The following is a 17,170-nucleotide window of genomic DNA, read 5'->3' on the forward strand; positions in this document are numbered from 1 at the left end:
TCTCCCCGACGTGGGGGAGTCGGCGCGGGGCGGGACCGGGACAGAATGGGCCGGTGAAGCCCCGCACGGTCGTCGCCCCGCTGGTGGCCGCCAGCACCTGGCGGCGCGGCGTGTTCCTGCTGCTCGGCGGTGTGCTCGCGCTGCCGTACGTGCTGCTCGCGGTGGCCTTCGCCCAGATGCTGTCCCGCTCGGACGTGCCCCGGCCGCTGGTGCTGGCCCTGCTCGGCGTCGCGGCGACCATCGCGGCGGTCCCGGTCTTCCTCGACGGACCCCGGGCGTTGGAGATCGCCGCCGTGCGGACCCTGCTCGGCGTCGACCTGCCGGACCCGGCCCCCGGGCACGCCGCCGACCGGGAGACCCGGCTGCGCTCGGCGCTCTGGATCGGGCTGCACCTGGTCAGCGGCGGGCTCGTGGTGGCCGCGCTGTTCAGCGCCGTGCCCATGGCGCTGGCCTTCATCGGGCAGCAGTTCGGGCTCGACACTCAGATGACCGGCGGCGACCGGTTCGGGCCCCTCGACGGGCGGGACACCGGCTGGCTGACCGTCGCGGGCGTCGTGGTGCTGGTGGCGCTCGGCTACGCCGTGGCGGGGCTGGGCGCGCTGGCGGTGTCGATGGCCCCCGTGCTGCTCGGCCCGGCCCCGGCGGAACGGATCGCGGCACTGGAGGCGCGCGCCACCCGCCTGGCCGAACGCAACCGGCTGGCCCGGGAGCTGCACGACTCGGTGGGCCACGCCCTCACCGTCGCGACCCTCCAGGCCGGGGCCGCCCGCGAGCTGCTGGACCGGGACCCGGAGTTCGTCCGGCGCGCGCTGGGCGCGATCGAGGAGGCGGGGCGGCGGGCCATGGACGACCTCGACCACGTGCTCGGGCTGCTCCGCGAGCCCGACGGCCGGCCGTCGGCACCGGCGCCGCAGCGTACGCTCGCCGACCTGGACCGGCTGGTGGCCGACACCCGCGCGGCCGGGCTGCCCGTCAACGCCCGGCGCACCGGCGACCCGGCCGACCTGCCGGCGGCGGTCTCCCGGGAGGGCTACCGGATCGTCCAGGAGGGGCTGACCAACGCCGCCCGGTACGGCCGGGGGCCGGTCGCGTTGCGCCTCGACGTGCACGCCGACGCGCTGGAGCTGGAGCTGGACAACGCGCTGGGCCGGCCGCGCCGCGCGGACCCGGGCCGGGGCGGCCGGGGCCTGGACGGGATGCGGGAACGGGTGCTGCTGTTGGGCGGCCGGCTGACCGTCGGGCCGGACGGCGACCGCTGGCGCATCCGGGTGCGGCTGCCGTTCGAGGAGGGCCGATGACGACCGGGACCGCGACGCCGAGCACGGGCGTGCTGATCGTCGACGACGACGAGCTGATCCGGGTCGGGCTGCGGGCGATCCTCGACGCCCAGCCCGACCTGCGGGTGCTCGGCGAGGCCGCCGACGGCGCGGAGGTGCCGCCGCTGGTGGCCCGGCTGCGCCCGCAGGTGGTGCTGATGGACGTGCGGATGCCCGGCATCGACGGCATCCAGGCGACGCGGCGGCTGCTCGCCACCTCCGCCGACCCGCCCCGGGTGCTCGTGGTGACCACGTTCGCCAACGACGAGTACGTCTACGAGGCGCTGTGCGCCGGGGCCAGCGGATTCCTGCTCAAGCGCGCCCGGCCCGCCGAGGTGGTGGAAGCCGTCCGGGTGGTGGCGCGGGGCGAGTCGCTGCTCTTCCCCGCCGCCATCCGCCGACTCGCCGGGGCGTACGGGGGGCGGGGCGCCGACCGGCTGGCGTCCGCGCGGCTCACCGACCGGGAGGCCGAGGTGCTGCGGCTGATGACCACGGGACTGTCCAACCCGGAGATCGCCACGCAGCTGGTGGTCGGGGTGGAGACCGTGAAGACCCACGTCGGCAACGTGCTGGCCAAGCTCGGCGTACGTGACCGCACCCAGGCGGTGATCGCCGCGTACGAGTCGGGATTCGTCACCCCGTCGGGCTGAGCTTTCCCTCCCGAGGGGGAGCCGGTTCACCGCCGCACGGGAGGGCGGGCGCGGCCCGTCGGCCGAGGCTGGGAGGCATGACGACGACCACCGCTCCCACCCACCGGCCGGCCCTCGACCGGCTCGCCCCGGCCGCCGCCGGCTGGCTCGGCCTCTGGGGACTCCTCGCCCTGGTCAGCGCCGTCACCGGCGCAGGCTACCCGTTCGGCGCGAACGATCCGCGCGGCGGCGAGGCCAACCTGCTCCGGCTGGTCCCCACCGACCTCGGGCCACCCCTGTTCGCCGTACTGCTGCTCGGCGCCGCAGTGGCCGCGCTCGCCATGACCGGGCCGGCCCGCCGCCCGGCCCGGCCGCTGCGCACCCTGCTGCTGGCGTACGCCTGGGCCGTCGCCTTCCTGCTCGCCGTCGTCGTGCCGGACGTGGGGGTGCTGACGATCCTCGGCTACGCCCCGATCCTGATCGTCGGCGCGCCGTTCGGCTGGCCCCCGGTCGACTACGCCGAGGTGTTCACCTGGGCGCTGACCGCCCGCTTCGCGGCCGTGGCCGGCGGGGTGCTGCTGGCCGGGGCGGCGCTGCGCTGGCAGCGGCGCACCGCCGGCGCCTGCCCGGCGTGCGGACGCGACGGCGTCGACCACGGCTGGACCTCGCCCGCCTCGGCCGCCCGCTGGGGGCGCGTGGCGGCCTGGACGGCGGCCACCATCCCCGCCCTGTACGCGGTCACCCGGCTCGCCTGGGCGCTCGGCGTCCCGCTCGGCATCGAACGGTCGTTCCTCGACGAGATGCGCGCGTCCGGCCTGGTCTGGGCCGGTGCCGGGCTGGGCGGCTTCGCCCTGGTGGGCGCGGTGCTCACCCTCGGGCTGGTGCAGCGCTGGGGGGAGCGGTTCCCGCCCTGGACGGTGGGCCTGGCCGGGCGGCCGGTGCCGGTCGCGCTGGCCGTCGTCCCGGCGACCCTGGTCGCGGTGTCGGTCACCGCGGCGAGCCTCGGCCTGCTCGCCAGCCCCGACTTCTGGGACTTCTCCGGCGGGCTCAGCCTGGCCACCGCCCCGATGCTGCTCTGGCCGCTCTGGGGCGTCGCGCTCGGCGCCGCCACGTACGCGTACCACCTGCGCCGCCGGGGTGCCTGCCGGCGTTGCGGGCGCGGCTGAGGCCTCCGCACGCGGTTGCGGGCCGGGGGACCTGACGGGGGGTGCCCGGCCCGGGGCGCGTGGCGGATGGGGGGTGTCGTCGACGGGCCGCGCGCGAGCGGCCGGTCGGCGGCGTCCCGCCCGCCGCTGCCCGGGACGGGGAAGTGGGCTTTCGACGAGGTCGCCGCGTCGCCTCGTGAGCTAGCGTGGGTCGGGTGACTGCGCCTTCCCCGGTTACCCCGGCCCCACCGGCCGACCTGCCCGGCACGCTCGGCGAGCTGCGGGCGGCCGGCCACGCGTACCGCACGGTCAAGCAGGAACTCCGCGACAACCTCCTGGCCCGGATGCGTTCCGGCGCCGACCGCTTCCCCGGCATCGTCGGCTACGACGACACGGTGCTGCCCGAGGTGGAGCGGGCCCTGCTCGCCGGGCACGACATGGTGCTGCTCGGCGAGCGCGGCCAGGGCAAGACCCGGCTCATCCGCTCGCTGGTCGGCCTGCTCGACGAGTGGACCCCCGTGATCGCTGGCTCGGTGCTCAACGAGCACCCGCTGCACCCGCTCACCCCGGGCTCGCGGGCGCTGGTCGCCGAGGCCGGCGACGCCCTGCCGGTGGCCTGGCTGCACCGCTCGATGCGCTACGGCGAGAAGCTCGCCACCCCGGACACCAGCGTCGGCGACCTGATCGGCGACGTCGACCCGATCCGGATCGCCCAGGGGCGCACCCTCGGCGACCCGGAGACCATCCACTTCGGCCTCGTCCCGCGTACGAACCGGGGCATCTTCGCCGTCAACGAGCTGCCCGACCTGGCCGAGCGGATCCAGGTGGCGCTGCTCAACGTGCTGGAGGAGCGCGACATCCAGGTCCGCGGCTACCAGCTGCGGCTGCCGCTGGACCTGTTCCTGGTGGCCAGCGCCAACCCGGAGGACTACACCAACCGGGGCCGGATCATCACCCCGCTGAAGGACCGCTTCGGCGCCGAGGTCCGCACCCACTACCCGGTCGACCTCGACCTTGAGCTGGCCCTGATCCGGCAGGAGGCCGACCTGGTCGCCGAGGTGCCGGAGCACGTGCTGGAGGTCCTCGCGCGGTTCGCCCGCGCGGTGCGCGAGTCGCCGTCGGTGGACCCGCGCTCCGGGGTCTCCGCCCGCTTCGCCATCGCCGCCGCCGAGACGGTCGCCGCCGCCGCGCTGCGCCGCGCCGGCCTGCTGGCCGCCGCCGACACCCCCGAGGGGGTACGCCCCGAGGCGCCGGTCGCCCGGGTCGGCGACGCGGTGCCGGTGACGTCGACCCTGCGCGGCAAGGTCGAGTTCGAGAGCGGCGAGGAGGGCCGGGAGGTGGAGATCCTCGGTCACCTGCTGCGTACCGCGACCGCCGAGACGTTCCGGGCCCGGCTGGCCGGGCTGGACCTCTCCGGCTTCACCGCCCTCGTCGAGGGGGACGCGGTGATCGAGACCGGGGAGCTGGTCGGCTCCGCCGAGCTGCTGCGCCAGGTGGGCACCGTCCCCGGGCTCGCCAAGGCCCTGGACCGGCTGGGGTTGGGCGACGCGCCCAGCCCCGAGCAGGCGGCGGCCGGCGTGGAGTTCGTCCTGGAAGGGCTGCACCTGACCCGCCGGCTCGGCAAGGACGTCACCGACTCCGGCCGGACCCGCTACGGCGGCCGGGCCTGAGCATGGCCGGCAACCGGTTCCGGTACGGGCAGTGGCGGGGCGGCCCCGATCCGCTCGCGCCCCCGTACGACGTGCGGGAGGCGGTGGACGCCGTCGGCGCCGAGGTGCTGGCCGGCGGCAGCCTGCGGGAGGCGCTGCGCGGCCTGCTGCGGCACGGACCCCAGGGGCGCGGCGGGCTCGACGACCTCGCCGCCCGGGCCAGGCGGCTGCGTCGGGAGGCGCTGCGCCGGGGCGACCTGGACGGGGCCGTCACCCGGGCCCGGGCCCTGCTCGACCAGGCGCTCGCCGCCGAGCGGGACGAGCTGCGCGGGCGCGGCGACGACGACGCGCGGTTCGCCGAGGCGGTGCTGGACAACCTGCCCCGCTCGACGGCCCGGGCCGTGGAGGAGCTGACCGGATACCGGTGGGCCAGCGACGAGGCCCGCCGCACCTACCAGCGGATCCTCGACGGGCTGCGCGACGACGTGCTCGGCCAGCGCTTCGCCGGGCTGCGCGACGCGGTGCGCGCCTCGGCGGACCCGGCCGCCCAGCAGCGGCTGGCCGAGATGATGCGTGACCTCAACGACCTGCTCGCCCGGCACGCCCGGTCGGAGGACACCACCGACGCCTTCGCCGAGTTCATGCGCCGGCACGGCGAGTTCTTCCCGGAGCAGCCGGCCGACGTCGACGAGCTGGTCGACGTACTGGCCCGGCGGTCGGCCGCCGGCGAACGGCTGATGCGTTCGCTGTCGGAGCGCCAGCGCGAGGAACTGGCCGGCCTGATGCGGCAGTCGCTCGGCGACCGGCTCGCCGGGGAGCTGTCCGCACTGGACGCCAACCTGCGTGCGCTCCGCCCCGACCTGCACCGGGGCCCCGGCGAGCGGGTGCGGGGCGAACGGCCGCTCGGCTACGGCGAGGCCGCCGGCGCACTCGGCGAGATCGCCGAGCTGGACGACCTGCTGGACCAGCTCGACCAGGAGCATCCGGGCGCCACCCTGGACGACGTCGACGTCGACGTGGTGGCCCGGACGCTGGGCCGGGACGCCGCCGATGACGTACGCCGGCTGCGGGAGCTGGAGCGGGAGCTGTGCCGGCAGGGCTGGGTGAGCCGGGACGCCGACGGGCTGACCCTGAGCCCGAAGGCGCTGCGCCGGCTCGGCGGCACGGCGCTGCGGCGCGTCTTCGCCGACCTGACGGCCGGGCCGCGCGGCCAGCACGACCTGCGCGCGGCGGGCGCCGCCGGCGAGGTCAGTGGCGGCTCCCGGCCGTGGGAGTACGGCGACGAGCAGCCCCTCGACGTGGTGCGCACGCTGACCCGGGCGGTCCGCCGCGCCGGATCCGGCGTGCCGGTGCAGCTGGCCGTCGAGGACTTCGAGGTGGTCGAGACCGAGCGGCGGGCCTCGGCGGCGGTGGTGCTCTGCGTCGACCTGTCCTACTCGATGATCTCGCAGGGCCGGTGGGGCCCGATGAAGCAGACCGCGCTGGCGCTGGCGCACCTGATGGCGACCCGGTTCCCGCAGGACGCGTTGCAGATCGTCGGATTCGGCCTGGAGGCGCTGCCGCTGACCCAGCAGGAGCTGGCCGCCGTCGAACCCGACCTGCGGCAGGGCACGAACCTCCAGCACGCGCTGCGGCTGGCCGCCCGGCACCTGCGGCGGCACCCGGACGCCGAGCCGGTGGTGCTGGTGGTCACCGACGGGGAGCCGACCGCCCACCTGGACCCGGACGACGGGGACGCGCTGTTCCACTGGCCGCCGCTGCCGGAGACGATCGAGGCGACCGTACGCGAGGTGGACCGGCTCACCCGCTACGGCGCCACGCTCAACCTGTTCATGCTCGGCGACGACCCCGGCCTGCGCCGCTTCGTCGACGCGGTGGCCCGCCGCTCGAAGGGCCGCATGTTCACGCCGGACCTGGAGGACCTCGGCGAGTACGTGGTCTCCGACTACCTGCGCACCCGTCAGCCCCGCCGCCGCTGACCCGCCGGATTCGACGGAACCGGGCGGCTGCGCCCCGTGGCTCGGCTCGGCCCGGCTCGGCTCGGCCCGGCCCGGCTCGGCTCGGCTCGGCCCGGCCCGGCTCGGCTCGGCTCGGCTCGGCCTGGCCTGGCTCGGCTCGGCTCGGCTCGGCTCGGATCGGATCGGCTCGGCTCGGCTCGGCTCGGGGTGTAGCAACTCGAACGCTGTCGAGCTGCCCCGTTGGTGAGACCACGGCCCGTGGCGAGGCCGCTGCCTCATCCGGAAGTCGGGGCCGATGCCGAGGCTTCAACGCGGGCCGGAGGGCGTTCCGAACGCGGGGCATCGGCCGGGGCAGCGGGCCGATTCGACGCGCGCCGCCTGCTGGATTCCTTTCGGCCGTTGTCCCTGGTCCTGTTGACGGGGCAGCTCGACAGCGTCCGAGCAGCCCTTCGGCCTACGGCGTCCCGGCACGCTTCCTGGCCGGACCAACCGGGAGGGCCCTCCCGGCCGGGCCCTCCCGGTTGGTCCCGTCCGGGTGAACCGTCCGCGGGAACGCCGGGCCGGACAGCGCGGGCCGGGATTGACTGGGGGCATGGACAGCGGGGCGTTGCGGGGGGCGTACGCGGAGGTGCTCGCGGAAATCGAGGAGGGCGGGTTCGCGGCGCCGCCGGCCGGGCAGTTGAGCGCCGAGCAGATCGTCGCCCACCTCGCCGCCAACGACGAGCTGATGACGGAGGCCACCGAGGCGGTCCTTGCCGGTTCGCCGTTCGCCTACTACGACCTGGAGACCGTCCACCGCCCGCAGGTGGACGCGCTGGTCGTCGAGTGCGGTGGGTTGGCCGGGCTGGCCACCCTGCTGCGGGCCACGAGCCAGAAGCTCTGCGCGCTGACCGACCGGCTCGGCGCGGCGGCAGCCCAGACCCCGGTGGAGACCCACCTGCGCGAGGGCTTCGACCTGGTCGTGGACGAGCCGCTGCCCTGGGCCCGCACCCTCGACCTGCACGCCCGCGTCCACCTGCCGAAGCACCTGGCCCAACTGCGGATGCTGCGCGCCGGCTGAGGCACCGCCAGGTGAGCCGGGTGGGCCCTCGGCCCCGTCAGTCGACGACCCGGACGTCCTTCCAGAAGGCGACCCGGTCGCGGACCTGCTCCGCCTCCGGCTTCGGCTCGGGGTAGTACCAGACCGCGTCGGCGCTGGTCCGGCCCTCGTGTTCGAGGGTGTAGTAGGACGCCGTGCCCTTCCACGGGCACACCGTGTGCGTGTCGGACTCGCGGAGGAGGTCGTCGCGCAGGGCGGCACGCGGGAAGTAGTGGTTCCCCTCGACCAGCACGGTGTCGTCGCTCTCGGCCACGACCAGGTCGTTCCAGACGGCTTTCGGCATGGCTCCCACGCTATGCCGGTCGGCCGGCTGCGGCCAGTCGTCCGGTCACGTCGCGGACGCGCCCTGGTCACGTCCCCCGCGATGGCCACTGTGGCGCGTACAGTGATCGCATGTGTGCGGTCCGTGTGGATCATCATCCGGTCGACCACGAGGGCGCGGTGGCCCGGTTGCGACGGTCGTACGCGGCGGTGCCCGCGGGCGAGCCGGTGCGCCTCGCCAAGCGCACCTCCAACCTGTTCCGCCCCCGGTCCGCCCCGCGCGCACCGGGTCTGGACGTCACCGGGCTCACCGGCGTGCTCGCCGTCGACCCGGTCGCCCGCACGGCCGACGTGCAGGGCATGTGCACCTACGAGGACCTGGTCGACGCGACCCTGCCGCACGGGCTGATGCCGCTGGTGGTGCCGCAGTTGCGCACCATCACACTCGGCGGGGCGGTGACCGGGCTGGGCATCGAGTCGACCTCGTTCCGCAACGGCCTGCCGCACGAGTCGGTGGTCGAGATGGACGTGCTCACGGGCTCCGGCGACCTGGTCACCGCCCGCCCGCAGGGGGAGCACGCCGACCTCTTCGCGGCGTTCCCCAACTCGTTGGGCAGCCTCGGCTACGCCACCCGGCTGCGCATCGAGCTCCAGCCGGTACGCCGCTTCGTGGCCCTGCGCAACGTCCGGTTCACCCGGCTGGAGGCGCTGGCCGACGCGCTCGCCGAGGTCACCGCGACCCGGTCCTGGGGCGGGGAGGCGGTGGACGCGATGGACGGGGTGATGTTCAGCCCCGGCGAGGCGTACCTCGTGCTCGGCACCTTCACCGACGACGTGCCGGCGGCGAGCGACTACACGGGCCAGGACATCTACTACCGGTCGCTGCGCCGGCGCACCCGCGACGCACTGGCCACGTACGACTATCTCTGGCGCTGGGACACCGACTGGTTCTGGTGTTCGGCGGCGTTCGGGGTGCAGCACCCGGTCCTCCGGCGGGTCTGGCCGGCGCGGTGGCGGCGCAGCGACGTCTACCACCGGCTGGTCCGGCTGGAGCACCGGCACGGCGTGGCCGCCCGGATCGACCGCCTGCGCGGTCAGCCGGCGCGCGAGCGGGTGGTGCAGGACGTGGAGATCCCGCTGGAGCGCACGGCGGAGTTCCTGCGCTGGTTCGCCGGCACGGTCGGGATGACCCCGGTCTGGCTGTGCCCGCTGCGGCTGCGCGAGGCGGCCGGTCCCGGATCGGGTCGGGCCTGGCCGCTGTATCCGCTCCGGGCCGGTCAGAACTACGTGAACATCGGCTTCTGGGGCAGCGTGCCGATCAGGGCGGGCGCCGCCGACGGCGACGTCAACCGGGCGATCGAGCGCATGGTGTCGGAGCTGGGCGGCCACAAGTCGCTCTACTCCGACGCGTACTACGACCGGGATTCCTTCGACCGGCTCTACGGCGGCGCGACGTGGCGCGCGGTGAGGGACCGCTACGACCCGGACCACCGGCTCACCGGACTGTACGAGAAGGCGGTAGCACGAGCATGAGCCTGACCGATCGAGACCAGGGGGCGGCGAGCGCTCCCGCCAGCCCGCCGGCGGGGAGCCGGCGCCCGGGTCCGACCGTCGCGGACGTCGTCCGCGCGTTGACCACCGGTGCCCTGCCGGTGCGGGTCACCGGGTACGACGGCAGCGCCGTGGGCCCGGCCGACGCCGGGATCACCCTGTCGATCCGTTCCGAGCGGGGCCTGACGTACCTGCTGACCGCGCCGGGCGACCTGGGCATGGCCCGGGCGTACGTCGGCGGCGACCTGGCGTTGCAGGGGGTGCACCCGGGCGACCCGTACGAGGCGTTGCGGGTGCTCAAGGACGAGCTGCGGCTGCGTACGCCGTCGCTGGCCGAGGGGCTGGCCCTGGTGCGCGGGCTGGGCTGGGAGCGGCTGATGCCGCCGCCGCCCCCGCCGCAGGAGGCGCAGCCGCGCTGGAAGCGCCTGATGAACGGGCTGCGGCACTCCCGGTTGCGGGACAGCACGGCGATCTCCCACCACTACGACGTCTCGAACGCCTTCTACGAGAAGGTGCTCGGCCCGTCGATGACGTACACCTGCGCGGTCTTCCGCTCGCCCGACGACACGCTGGAGCAGGCGCAGGCGGCCAAGTACGACCTGGTGGCCCAGAAGCTGGCGCTCAAGGCGGGAATGCGGCTGCTCGACGTGGGCTGCGGGTGGGGCGGCATGGTCCGGCACGCGGCCCGCGAGTACGGGGTGAAGGCGCTCGGGGTGACCCTGTCCCGGGCGCAGGCCGAGTGGGCGCGGGCGGCGATCGAGCGGGAGGGGCTGACCGGCCTGGCCGAGGTGCGCCACCTCGACTACCGGGACGCGCCGCGCGAGCAGTTCGACGCGGTCTCCTCGATCGGCCTGACCGAGCACATCGGGGTGCGCAACTACCCGGCCTACTTCGGTGCCCTGGCCGACCGGCTGCGGCCCGACGGTCGCCTGCTCAACCACTGCATCACCCGGGCCGACAACCGCGCGCCGCACCGCTCGGGCGCGTTCATCGACCGCTACGTCTTCCCGGACGGGGAGTTGGCCGGCCCGGGGCGCCTGGTCGGCGAGATCCACGACGTCGGGCTGGAGGTGCAGCACGAGGAGAACCTGCGGCTGCACTACGCGCTGACCCTGGCCGCCTGGTGCCGCAACCTCGTGGCGCACTGGGACTTCTGCGTCTCCGAGGTGGGGCCGGGCACGGCCCGGGTCTGGGGCCTCTACATGGCCGGCTCCCGGCTGGCCTTCGAGCGCAACGGCATCCAGTTGCACCAGGTGCTGGCCACCCGCAACGGCCCGGAGGGGGCGAGCGGCTATCCGCTGCGCCCCGACTGGCTGCCCTGATCCGCGTCCGACAGCCGCGCCGGCCTCCGGCGCGGCTGTCGTCGAACCGATTGACAAACAAATTTTGTACGTACAAACTGATTTTGCCATGAGAGACGTCCTGTACCTGGAACAGATCGAGCAGGCCGAGGTCCTGCTCAAGCCGCACCGCGTCGAGGTGCTGCGGCAGCTGGCCGAACCCCGCACCTGCACCGAGGTCGCCACCCGGCTGGAGCAGACACCGCAGCGCGTCTACTACCACGTCAAGCAGCTCGTCGCCGCCGGGCTCGTCGAGCTGGTCGACGAGCGCAAGGTCCGGGGCATCACCGAGGGCATCTACCAGGCCGCCGCCCGGTCCTACTGGCTGTCGCCCCGGCTGGTCGGCCGGATCGGCCTGCGCCGGGCCCGCGACGAGCTGAGCCTCGGCCACCTGCTGGACCTGATGGAGGAGGTCCAGGAGGACATCGCCGGGCTGGACCGCGCCGCCCCCGAGCTCCCCTCGATCGGGGTCGCCGGCGAGATCCGGGTGCCGGCGGAGCTGCGCCAGCAGTTCCTGCACGACCTGCAGAGCACTCTGCGGGACCTGTTCACGCGCTACGGGGGCGCCGAGGGTGACGCCTTCAAGCTCGCCGTGGCCTGCTATCCGAAGGGGAAAGACCGTGACTGAACCGATGAGGCTGCCCGTCCGGCTCGCCGCGCCCGCCGAGGCCGTCCGCCGCGCCCTGACCGACCCGGCCGAGCTGCGCGTCTGGCTCGCCGAGCACGCCGAGGTCGAGCTGCCGCGACGGTACGAGTTCTGGGGCCGGCACACCCCGGAGGGCGACGCGCCGCACCAGCGGCTGCTGCACGTCGACGACGACACGCTGCGCTTCGCCTGGCTGCTCGACGGGGTCGAGACCACCACCGAGTTCGCCCTGCGCGCGGAGGGCCCCGACACCACCGTGCTGACGCTGACCCAGAGCCATTTCGACTTCGCCGAGGCGATGAGCGGCAGCACCATCCGCGGCGTGCTCCAGACGTTCTGGAGCCTGTCGATCGCCAACCTGGCCGCCCACCTGGAGGGCCAGCCGTTGCTGCCGAAGGTCGACTTCACCTCCGCCGAGATGCGCGGCGAGCTGCTGATCGACGCGCCGGTGGCGAAGGTGTTCGAGTCGCTGACCGACTCCGGGCAGGCCAGCGCCTGGTTCGGCTACCCGATCGGCATCGAGCCGTGGGTCGGCGGGCGCTACGCCATGGGCGGCTTCGAGTCCGGCTACGCCGCCAAGATCGTCGACCTGGAGCCCGACCGGAAGCTGTCGGTGGACTGGGGGCCGACGGGCGTCAGCACCTGGGAGCTGGCCGAGTCGCAGGGGAAGACGAAGCTGACCTTCGTGCAGTCCGGCTTCGACGAGCAGAACCCGCCGTACGGGGCCTGGGCCGGGTCGGTCTCGGGGCTGTTCGAGCTGCGCCGCTTCCACGAGATGAAGGACTGGCAGCCGATCTGGCTCCCCGCGGAGGTGCCGGGCCTGGAACCGGAGCCCGCGAAGGCGACGAGCTGACGTACGCCCCGGGGCGCGCGACCGAAGGTGCCTGGCCTGTGGCGCGGGCCGGGCACCTTCGGCGCCGTCAGGCGATGGCGGCGATGTCGCCGTCGTCGAAGTAGATGGCCTGGTGCAGTCGCCCGCCCAGGGCCGCCGCGTAGCGGGCCACCACGTCCTGGCCCGAGATCCTGCCCTGCTCGATCTGGGAGACGCGGCCCTTGGTGACGCCCATCCGTTCGGCGATCTGCTGTTGGGTGAACCCTCTGGCGCGGCGGATCTCGGCCAGGCGATGCCCGACGACCTCGGCGAGGAGTTCCTCCTTGCCGGCCCGCACCGCGTCCTCGCCCCCGGCGCGGCGCACGTACTCCGCCCGGATGTCCTTCCAGCGCACGTGGCTGCTCACCGTCGTCCCCCCTCCTGCTGTGCCCGTTCCTTCAGGTAGATCTCATAGCGTTGCTCGGCCAGTGGAATGGCCTGTCGGTACCAGCTGTCCCACTGGCCCGCCTTGTCTCCGGCGACGAGCAGGATGCTGGAACGCCAGGGATCGAAGACGAAGAGGATACGGACCGAGCCTGGCCGCAGCTCCTTGAGGTTCGAGATCGCCGACCCCGTGATGGTGTCGACGAGCGGCCGGCCGAGTCCCGGCCCTGCCTCGGCCAAGGCGTCGATGGCGTGTACGACCCGCGCGAGGGTCGGGGGATCGAGGTTGTCTATCCACTCGCGGACCTCGTCGACCACGAAGATGTCCCACTCCTCCTGCTCCACGAGCCGAGTATAGCTAATGCTATACCTTGATCGTGGGTACGGCTTCCTCCTCGCGGAAAGCGATGAGTTCAACAGGTGATAGTCGGGCCTTCGGTGGGTAGTGGAGGGCGATGTTCTTCATCTTCGGCCTTCGTACCAAGGTCAGCCAGTCCGGCGTGGTGCAGCAGGTCTGCCGCAACTGCCGCAACCACGCCGCGCAGGTGATCACGCGACGGTCGACGAAGTTCAGCCTGTTCTTCGTGCCGATCATCCCGATCCGCACCCGCTACGTGCAGCAGTGCACCTTCTGCGGCGTCCAGTACGACATCTCCCGCGCCGAGGCCGAGCGCCTCCCCGTCGGCTGAACACCCCCGATGGCCCGCTTCCTCTGCTGGCTGATCGGCCGGCAGCCCGCCGCGCCCGCGCCCGTACACACCGTCTCGCGGCCGCCCTGCACCCCCGGGCGTCGTCGTCGCCGCCGCGACCGCCGGCCGCTCGCCGGCACCGCCCTGCCCCGGTCGCCCTGGAACCGTTCGGCCGGCCGCTGACCGGTTCGTGATCCGTCGGCTCTCGGCAGGCTGGTCGGGGCGTGCCAGGATGTGGCGGTGTCGTACCCCCCTCCTGCGTCGTACCCGCACATGCCCGGCCCCGTGATGCCAATGGCGTACCCCCACCCGGTCGCGCCCCCGCCGGGCTACGCGGTGCTCGTCGTCTCGGTGAACCGGGGCCCCTACATCGTGCCCGCGCCGACCACGAGCAGGTTCAAGATCGACGGCCAGTCGGTGCCGATCCCCGGTGAGGGCACCTGGTACGTGGTGGTCCCCGCCGGGCCGCACGACGTCCGGTACACCGACTTCCTGGGCATGCCGCTGATCACCACCGCACTGGTCGCCCAGCCCGGCGTGGCGTACCACCTGTCGTTCCGCTTCGGTGGCTGGCGCAACCGCGCCTACGACGGGTACGGCACCGACGTGACGAAGTTCGGGCTCTGGTCGAACTACAGCATCACGCTGCTCACGCTCGGCGTCTTCGGGCTGCTCTGCTGCGGTGTCCTGGGGCCGTTCACCACCATGCTCTGAGCCGGTTCCGCCCCGGTCGACGGCTGCGCCGGGCGCCACCGGCCGGGGCGGCGCCGGGCACGGGCGGCGGGAACCGCCTATCGTGGCGGATCGTGACGAGCACCGAGGAGCGACTGGCCGCGATCCGCGGCGGCGTGCCACCGAGGCGGCACAACGCGCGCACCATCGCCGCCCTGACCGGCAACCCGGGCTGCACCCGGCGGGCCGTGCTGGACGGCGCCGGGGTGGACAAGCCCAGGCTGGCCGAGCGGATCGGGTTCCCGGCCCGCTTCGGGCAGTCCCGGTTCGCCATCACCCGTGGCAACGCGTTCGAGGCGCAGGTCAAGGCCGACGGCGGCGCCGAGCTGCTGCGGCTGGTCGCGGAGCGGCTGGGCGTACCGGTGCCGACGGCGGCGAGCTGGACGGACCTCGGCGACGGCGTCGAGGACGACACGGCCGCCCGGCACCGACGCTCCGCCGCGTTGCTGACCGACGCCACCCCGGGCGGGCCCGACGACACCGCCGCGCTGTTCGACCACCCGCTGCTCGGCCTGGACGTCGCCGGCCGCCGGGTGCACCTGGAGCCGGACCTGGTCGCCGCCCGGCTCGCCGGCAGGTTCCACGTCGTCGAGATCAAGTCGTTCCCGGTGGTCGACGGCCAGGCCGACCCGGCCAAGGTGTCCGCCGCCGCCATCCAGGCCGCCGTCTACGTGCTGGCCCTGCGCGAGCTGCTCGCCGCCGCCGGCCACGACCCGGAGCTGGTGTCGCACGACGCGGTGCTGGTCTGCCCGCGCGACTTCGCCAACCAGCCGGTGGCCAGCCTGGTCGACGTGCGCAAGCAACTGCTGGTGCTGCGCCGCCAGCTCGACCGGATGGCCCGGCTGGACGTGCTGCTGGCCGCCGTGCCCGAGGACTTCACCGCCGACGTGACGACCGAGCCGGCGGCGCTGCTCGCCGCGCTGTCGGGGGTGGCGGCCCGCTACGCGCCCGACTGCCTGGCGGCCTGCGAGCTGGCGTACTTCTGCCGCGACGAGGCGCGCGGGCACACCGGGGCGCTGGGCCGGCCGGTCCGCGAGGCGCTCGGCGGCATCGCCGAGGTCGACGAGGTGCTGGCGCTGGCCGCCGGCGAGCGCACCCCGGAGCCCGGGCAGGAGGAGGCCGCCGCGCTGCTGCGGGCCGCCGCCCGGCTGCGCGCCGACGCCCTCACCGGGACCCCCGCATGAGTACGCCCCACGCGACCCACGCCGTTCCGGGCCGGCCCCGCGTCGCGACCCCGCCCGGGACCCACGCCGTTCCGGGCCGGCCCCGCGTCGCGACCCCGCCCGGGACCCACGCCGTTCCGGGCCGGCCCCGCGTCGCGACCCCGCCCGGGACCCACGCCGTTCCGGGCCGGCCCCGCCGTACGCCGGGCGGGGTCGCGTGAGCACGTTGCGCGCGTTCGCCCGCGCCCAGGCGCTGGCCGCCGGCGTGGCCCAGCCGGTCGCCATCGTCCGGCACCTGCACCTGTCCGAGCGGCCGCTGGTGCTGGTGCCGCTGGCGATGGCCGGCGAGGCGAACGCGCCGCTGGCGGCGCTGGTCGGCGACGCCCCGGACGCGGCGCGGCTGCTGATCGTGCCGCAGCCCCGCAACCGCGACCAGCGGTTCGAGTTCGCCGCCGAGCTGGCCGGGATCGTGCTGCCCTACCTGGACGGGTTCCGGGGCGTCTCCGAGGCGGTGCCGGTCGACCGGGGCCGGGACGTGCGGTACCGCCACGTCGACGCCCCGCAGCTGCTGGTGCCCAACCCCGCCGGGATCACCTTCCTGCGGCTGCTCGGCCGCTCCACCCGGTTCCGCCGCCCCGACGGGGAGTATCCGGTGCACCCGTCGGTGCCGGTGCTCGGGCGCTGGCTGACCTTCTTCGCCGAGCGGGCCGAGCACCCGGGCTCGTCGGCGCTGCTGGCGATGACCGACGCGCTGAGCCTGCACTGGGCCACCGGGCAGAGCGTGGTGGAGGACCTGCACCTGCCGGCGCTGCTCGGCTGGATCGACCCGCCCGCCGGGCTCACCGGCGCCGAGGCGGCGGCCCGGGCCGAGGACCCGGCGACCTGCCCGCCCGCCGGCCCGGCCACCGACCCAGACTTCGACAACACGCTCCTCGCCCCGGCCATCGCCGCGTACACCGCCGCCGAGGACGACCCGGTCGCGCGCGCCGGGGCGTACGCGGAGCTGCGGCGCCTGCTGCACGAGCAGCTCGCGCCCACCTGGGAGCTGATGTGGCGCGGCGTGGGGTTGCTGCGTGCCCTGCCGCCCGGCGCCCGGGTGGCCGGCCGGTGGGACGGCGACAAGGACGCCTTCACCGGCTACGCCGAGCACGTAGACGCCGACGGGGCGCCGCAGCCCCGCCGGGACGGGGCGGTCACCGCCGCCCAGCGGCTGCACCGGCTGGAACGGGCCCTGACCTCGTACGCGGTGCAGCGCGCCTACGACGACCCGCTGGTGATGGCGGAGCACCGGCTGACCGGGGAGGCGTTCGTCGGCGAGGTGACCCTGGCGGACCCGAAGCGGGTGGACGACACCGGCAAGCGCCCGGTGCTGCGCCCCCGCATCCAGCTGGTCACCACCGAGCCGGTGTCGGTGCCGGTCGGCGCGGCGCTGTACTCGCCGGCCCGGCCGGCGCAGAAGGCCCGGGTGGTCTTCGTGACCCCGGCGCCGGACGGCAAGACCGAGGTGGTGCTGGAACTCTCCGGCGGGATGGGGCGGGGGCTGACCGCGCCGCCGGGCAGCGTGCCCGAGGTGGGGGAGCGGCTCTGCTACACGACCCTGTCGGACGCGTTCATGCCGGCGGGGACGTTCCCGGCGCCGGAGGAGACACCGTGGACGCACGGCGGCCCGCCGGCCGTCACCGGCGACTCCGGCGAGGAATCGGGCTTGACCCTCACGTAACGGCAGGCGGGAGCCTC

The 17,170-nt window shown here is 74.9% G+C and carries 17 protein-coding genes; 14 read left to right on the forward strand and 3 right to left on the reverse strand.

Features of this window, described 5'->3' with window-relative positions; translation table 11 throughout:
- Window positions 1-53: 53 nt before the first annotated feature.
- The 6 genes from CLT72_RS27890 (at window position 54) to CLT72_RS27915 (ending at window position 7,757) form a co-directional block, all read left to right on the forward strand.
- Window positions 54-1,298 carry a sensor histidine kinase gene (locus tag CLT72_RS27890; protein WP_101414279.1) on the forward strand — a complete coding sequence of 415 codons (1,245 nt, stop codon included), beginning with the start codon at window positions 54-56 and terminating at the stop codon, window positions 1,296-1,298.
- Window positions 1,295-1,966 carry a response regulator transcription factor gene (locus CLT72_RS27895; protein WP_101414280.1) on the forward strand — a complete coding sequence of 224 codons (672 nt, stop codon included), beginning with the start codon at window positions 1,295-1,297 and terminating at the stop codon, window positions 1,964-1,966. The genes CLT72_RS27890 and CLT72_RS27895 overlap by 4 nt, the downstream gene beginning before the upstream one ends.
- A gap of 77 nt (window positions 1,967-2,043) precedes the next feature.
- Window positions 2,044-3,111: a hypothetical protein gene (locus CLT72_RS27900; RefSeq protein WP_101414281.1), complete on the forward strand. Its 1,068-nt coding sequence runs from the start codon at window positions 2,044-2,046 to the stop codon at window positions 3,109-3,111.
- Window positions 3,112-3,296: 185 nt separating this feature from the next.
- The gene (locus CLT72_RS27905; RefSeq protein WP_101414282.1) at window positions 3,297-4,760 is read left to right on the forward strand and encodes a magnesium chelatase ATPase subunit I; all 1,464 of its coding nucleotides are present in this window, start codon (window positions 3,297-3,299) and stop codon (window positions 4,758-4,760) included.
- A gap of 2 nt (window positions 4,761-4,762) precedes the next feature.
- The gene (locus tag CLT72_RS27910; protein WP_101414283.1) at window positions 4,763-6,718 is read left to right on the forward strand and encodes a VWA domain-containing protein; all 1,956 of its coding nucleotides are present in this window, start codon (window positions 4,763-4,765) and stop codon (window positions 6,716-6,718) included.
- A gap of 571 nt (window positions 6,719-7,289) precedes the next feature.
- The gene (locus tag CLT72_RS27915) at window positions 7,290-7,757 is read left to right on the forward strand and encodes a hypothetical protein (protein WP_101414284.1); all 468 of its coding nucleotides are present in this window, start codon (window positions 7,290-7,292) and stop codon (window positions 7,755-7,757) included.
- Between the two features lie 37 nt (window positions 7,758-7,794).
- On the opposite strand, the gene CLT72_RS27920 is transcribed toward CLT72_RS27915, so the two are convergent.
- Window positions 7,795-8,079 carry a DUF427 domain-containing protein gene (locus tag CLT72_RS27920; RefSeq protein ID WP_101414285.1) on the reverse strand — a complete coding sequence of 95 codons (285 nt, stop codon included), beginning with the start codon at window positions 8,077-8,079 and terminating at the stop codon, window positions 7,795-7,797.
- Window positions 8,080-8,189: 110 nt separating this feature from the next.
- On the opposite strand from CLT72_RS27920, the gene CLT72_RS27925 reads away from it, so the two are divergent.
- From CLT72_RS27925 to CLT72_RS27940, 4 genes are all read left to right on the forward strand, one after another.
- On the forward strand, window positions 8,190-9,590 hold the full coding sequence (locus CLT72_RS27925) for an FAD-binding oxidoreductase (RefSeq protein WP_101414286.1): 1,401 nt from the start codon (window positions 8,190-8,192) through the stop codon (window positions 9,588-9,590).
- Window positions 9,587-10,930, forward strand: coding sequence for a class I SAM-dependent methyltransferase (locus CLT72_RS27930; protein WP_101414287.1), 1,344 nt, complete (start codon window positions 9,587-9,589; stop codon window positions 10,928-10,930). Before CLT72_RS27925 ends, CLT72_RS27930 begins: the two co-directional genes overlap by 4 nt.
- Before the next feature lie 88 nt (window positions 10,931-11,018).
- Window positions 11,019-11,576, forward strand: coding sequence for a helix-turn-helix domain-containing protein (locus tag CLT72_RS27935; RefSeq protein ID WP_101414288.1), 558 nt, complete (start codon window positions 11,019-11,021; stop codon window positions 11,574-11,576).
- Window positions 11,569-12,447: an SRPBCC family protein gene (locus CLT72_RS27940; protein WP_101414289.1), complete on the forward strand. Its 879-nt coding sequence runs from the start codon at window positions 11,569-11,571 to the stop codon at window positions 12,445-12,447. Before CLT72_RS27935 ends, CLT72_RS27940 begins: the two co-directional genes overlap by 8 nt.
- Window positions 12,448-12,514: 67 nt before the next feature.
- On the opposite strand, the gene CLT72_RS27945 is transcribed toward CLT72_RS27940, so the two are convergent.
- Together CLT72_RS27945 and CLT72_RS27950 are read right to left on the reverse strand one after the other, a co-directional pair.
- The gene (locus CLT72_RS27945) at window positions 12,515-12,832 is read right to left on the reverse strand and encodes a helix-turn-helix domain-containing protein (RefSeq protein ID WP_101414290.1); all 318 of its coding nucleotides are present in this window, start codon (window positions 12,830-12,832) and stop codon (window positions 12,515-12,517) included.
- Window positions 12,829-13,194, reverse strand: a complete 366-nt coding sequence (locus CLT72_RS27950) for a type II toxin-antitoxin system RelE/ParE family toxin (RefSeq protein WP_101414291.1) — start codon at window positions 13,192-13,194, stop codon at window positions 12,829-12,831. Before CLT72_RS27950 ends, CLT72_RS27945 begins: the two co-directional genes overlap by 4 nt.
- A 110-nt stretch (window positions 13,195-13,304) precedes the next feature.
- On the opposite strand from CLT72_RS27950, the gene CLT72_RS27955 reads away from it, so the two are divergent.
- From CLT72_RS27955 to CLT72_RS27970, 4 genes are all read left to right on the forward strand, one after another.
- Complete coding sequence (locus CLT72_RS27955; RefSeq protein ID WP_089001858.1) at window positions 13,305-13,538, forward strand: zinc-ribbon domain-containing protein; 234 nt, start codon at window positions 13,305-13,307, stop codon at window positions 13,536-13,538.
- A gap of 294 nt (window positions 13,539-13,832) precedes the next feature.
- Window positions 13,833-14,252, forward strand: coding sequence for a hypothetical protein (locus tag CLT72_RS27960; RefSeq protein ID WP_486484335.1), 420 nt, complete (start codon window positions 13,833-13,835; stop codon window positions 14,250-14,252).
- Window positions 14,253-14,344: 92 nt separating this feature from the next.
- Window positions 14,345-15,454, forward strand: a complete 1,110-nt coding sequence (locus CLT72_RS27965; protein WP_101414292.1) for a hypothetical protein — start codon at window positions 14,345-14,347, stop codon at window positions 15,452-15,454.
- 196 nt (window positions 15,455-15,650) lie between these two features.
- Window positions 15,651-17,153 carry a hypothetical protein gene (locus tag CLT72_RS27970; protein ID WP_101414293.1) on the forward strand — a complete coding sequence of 501 codons (1,503 nt, stop codon included), beginning with the start codon at window positions 15,651-15,653 and terminating at the stop codon, window positions 17,151-17,153.
- The last annotated feature ends 17 nt before the right edge of the window (window positions 17,154-17,170 follow it).

The sequence above is a fragment of the Micromonospora sp. CNZ309 genome (genome assembly GCF_002846525.1).

Bases quoted from the DNA above. Each gene is read 5' to 3' on its own strand.
- CLT72_RS27910 (WP_101414283.1), top strand. From the start codon at position 4,763: ATGGCCGGCAACCGGTTCCGGTACGGGCAGTGGCGGGGCGGCCCCGAT.
- CLT72_RS27925 (WP_101414286.1), top strand. From the start codon at position 8,190: ATGTGTGCGGTCCGTGTGGATCATCATCCGGTCGACCACGAGGGCGCG.
- CLT72_RS27915 (WP_101414284.1), top strand. From the start codon at position 7,290: ATGGACAGCGGGGCGTTGCGGGGGGCGTACGCGGAGGTGCTCGCGGAA.
- CLT72_RS27920 (WP_101414285.1), bottom strand. From the start codon at position 8,079: ATGCCGAAAGCCGTCTGGAACGACCTGGTCGTGGCCGAGAGCGACGAC.
- CLT72_RS27900 (WP_101414281.1), top strand. From the start codon at position 2,044: ATGACGACGACCACCGCTCCCACCCACCGGCCGGCCCTCGACCGGCTC.
- CLT72_RS27955 (WP_089001858.1), top strand. From the start codon at position 13,305: ATGTTCTTCATCTTCGGCCTTCGTACCAAGGTCAGCCAGTCCGGCGTG.
- CLT72_RS27935 (WP_101414288.1), top strand. From the start codon at position 11,019: ATGAGAGACGTCCTGTACCTGGAACAGATCGAGCAGGCCGAGGTCCTG.
- CLT72_RS27960 (WP_486484335.1), top strand. From the start codon at position 13,833: ATGGCGTACCCCCACCCGGTCGCGCCCCCGCCGGGCTACGCGGTGCTC.
- CLT72_RS27895 (WP_101414280.1), top strand. From the start codon at position 1,295: ATGACGACCGGGACCGCGACGCCGAGCACGGGCGTGCTGATCGTCGAC.
- CLT72_RS27930 (WP_101414287.1), top strand. From the start codon at position 9,587: ATGAGCCTGACCGATCGAGACCAGGGGGCGGCGAGCGCTCCCGCCAGC.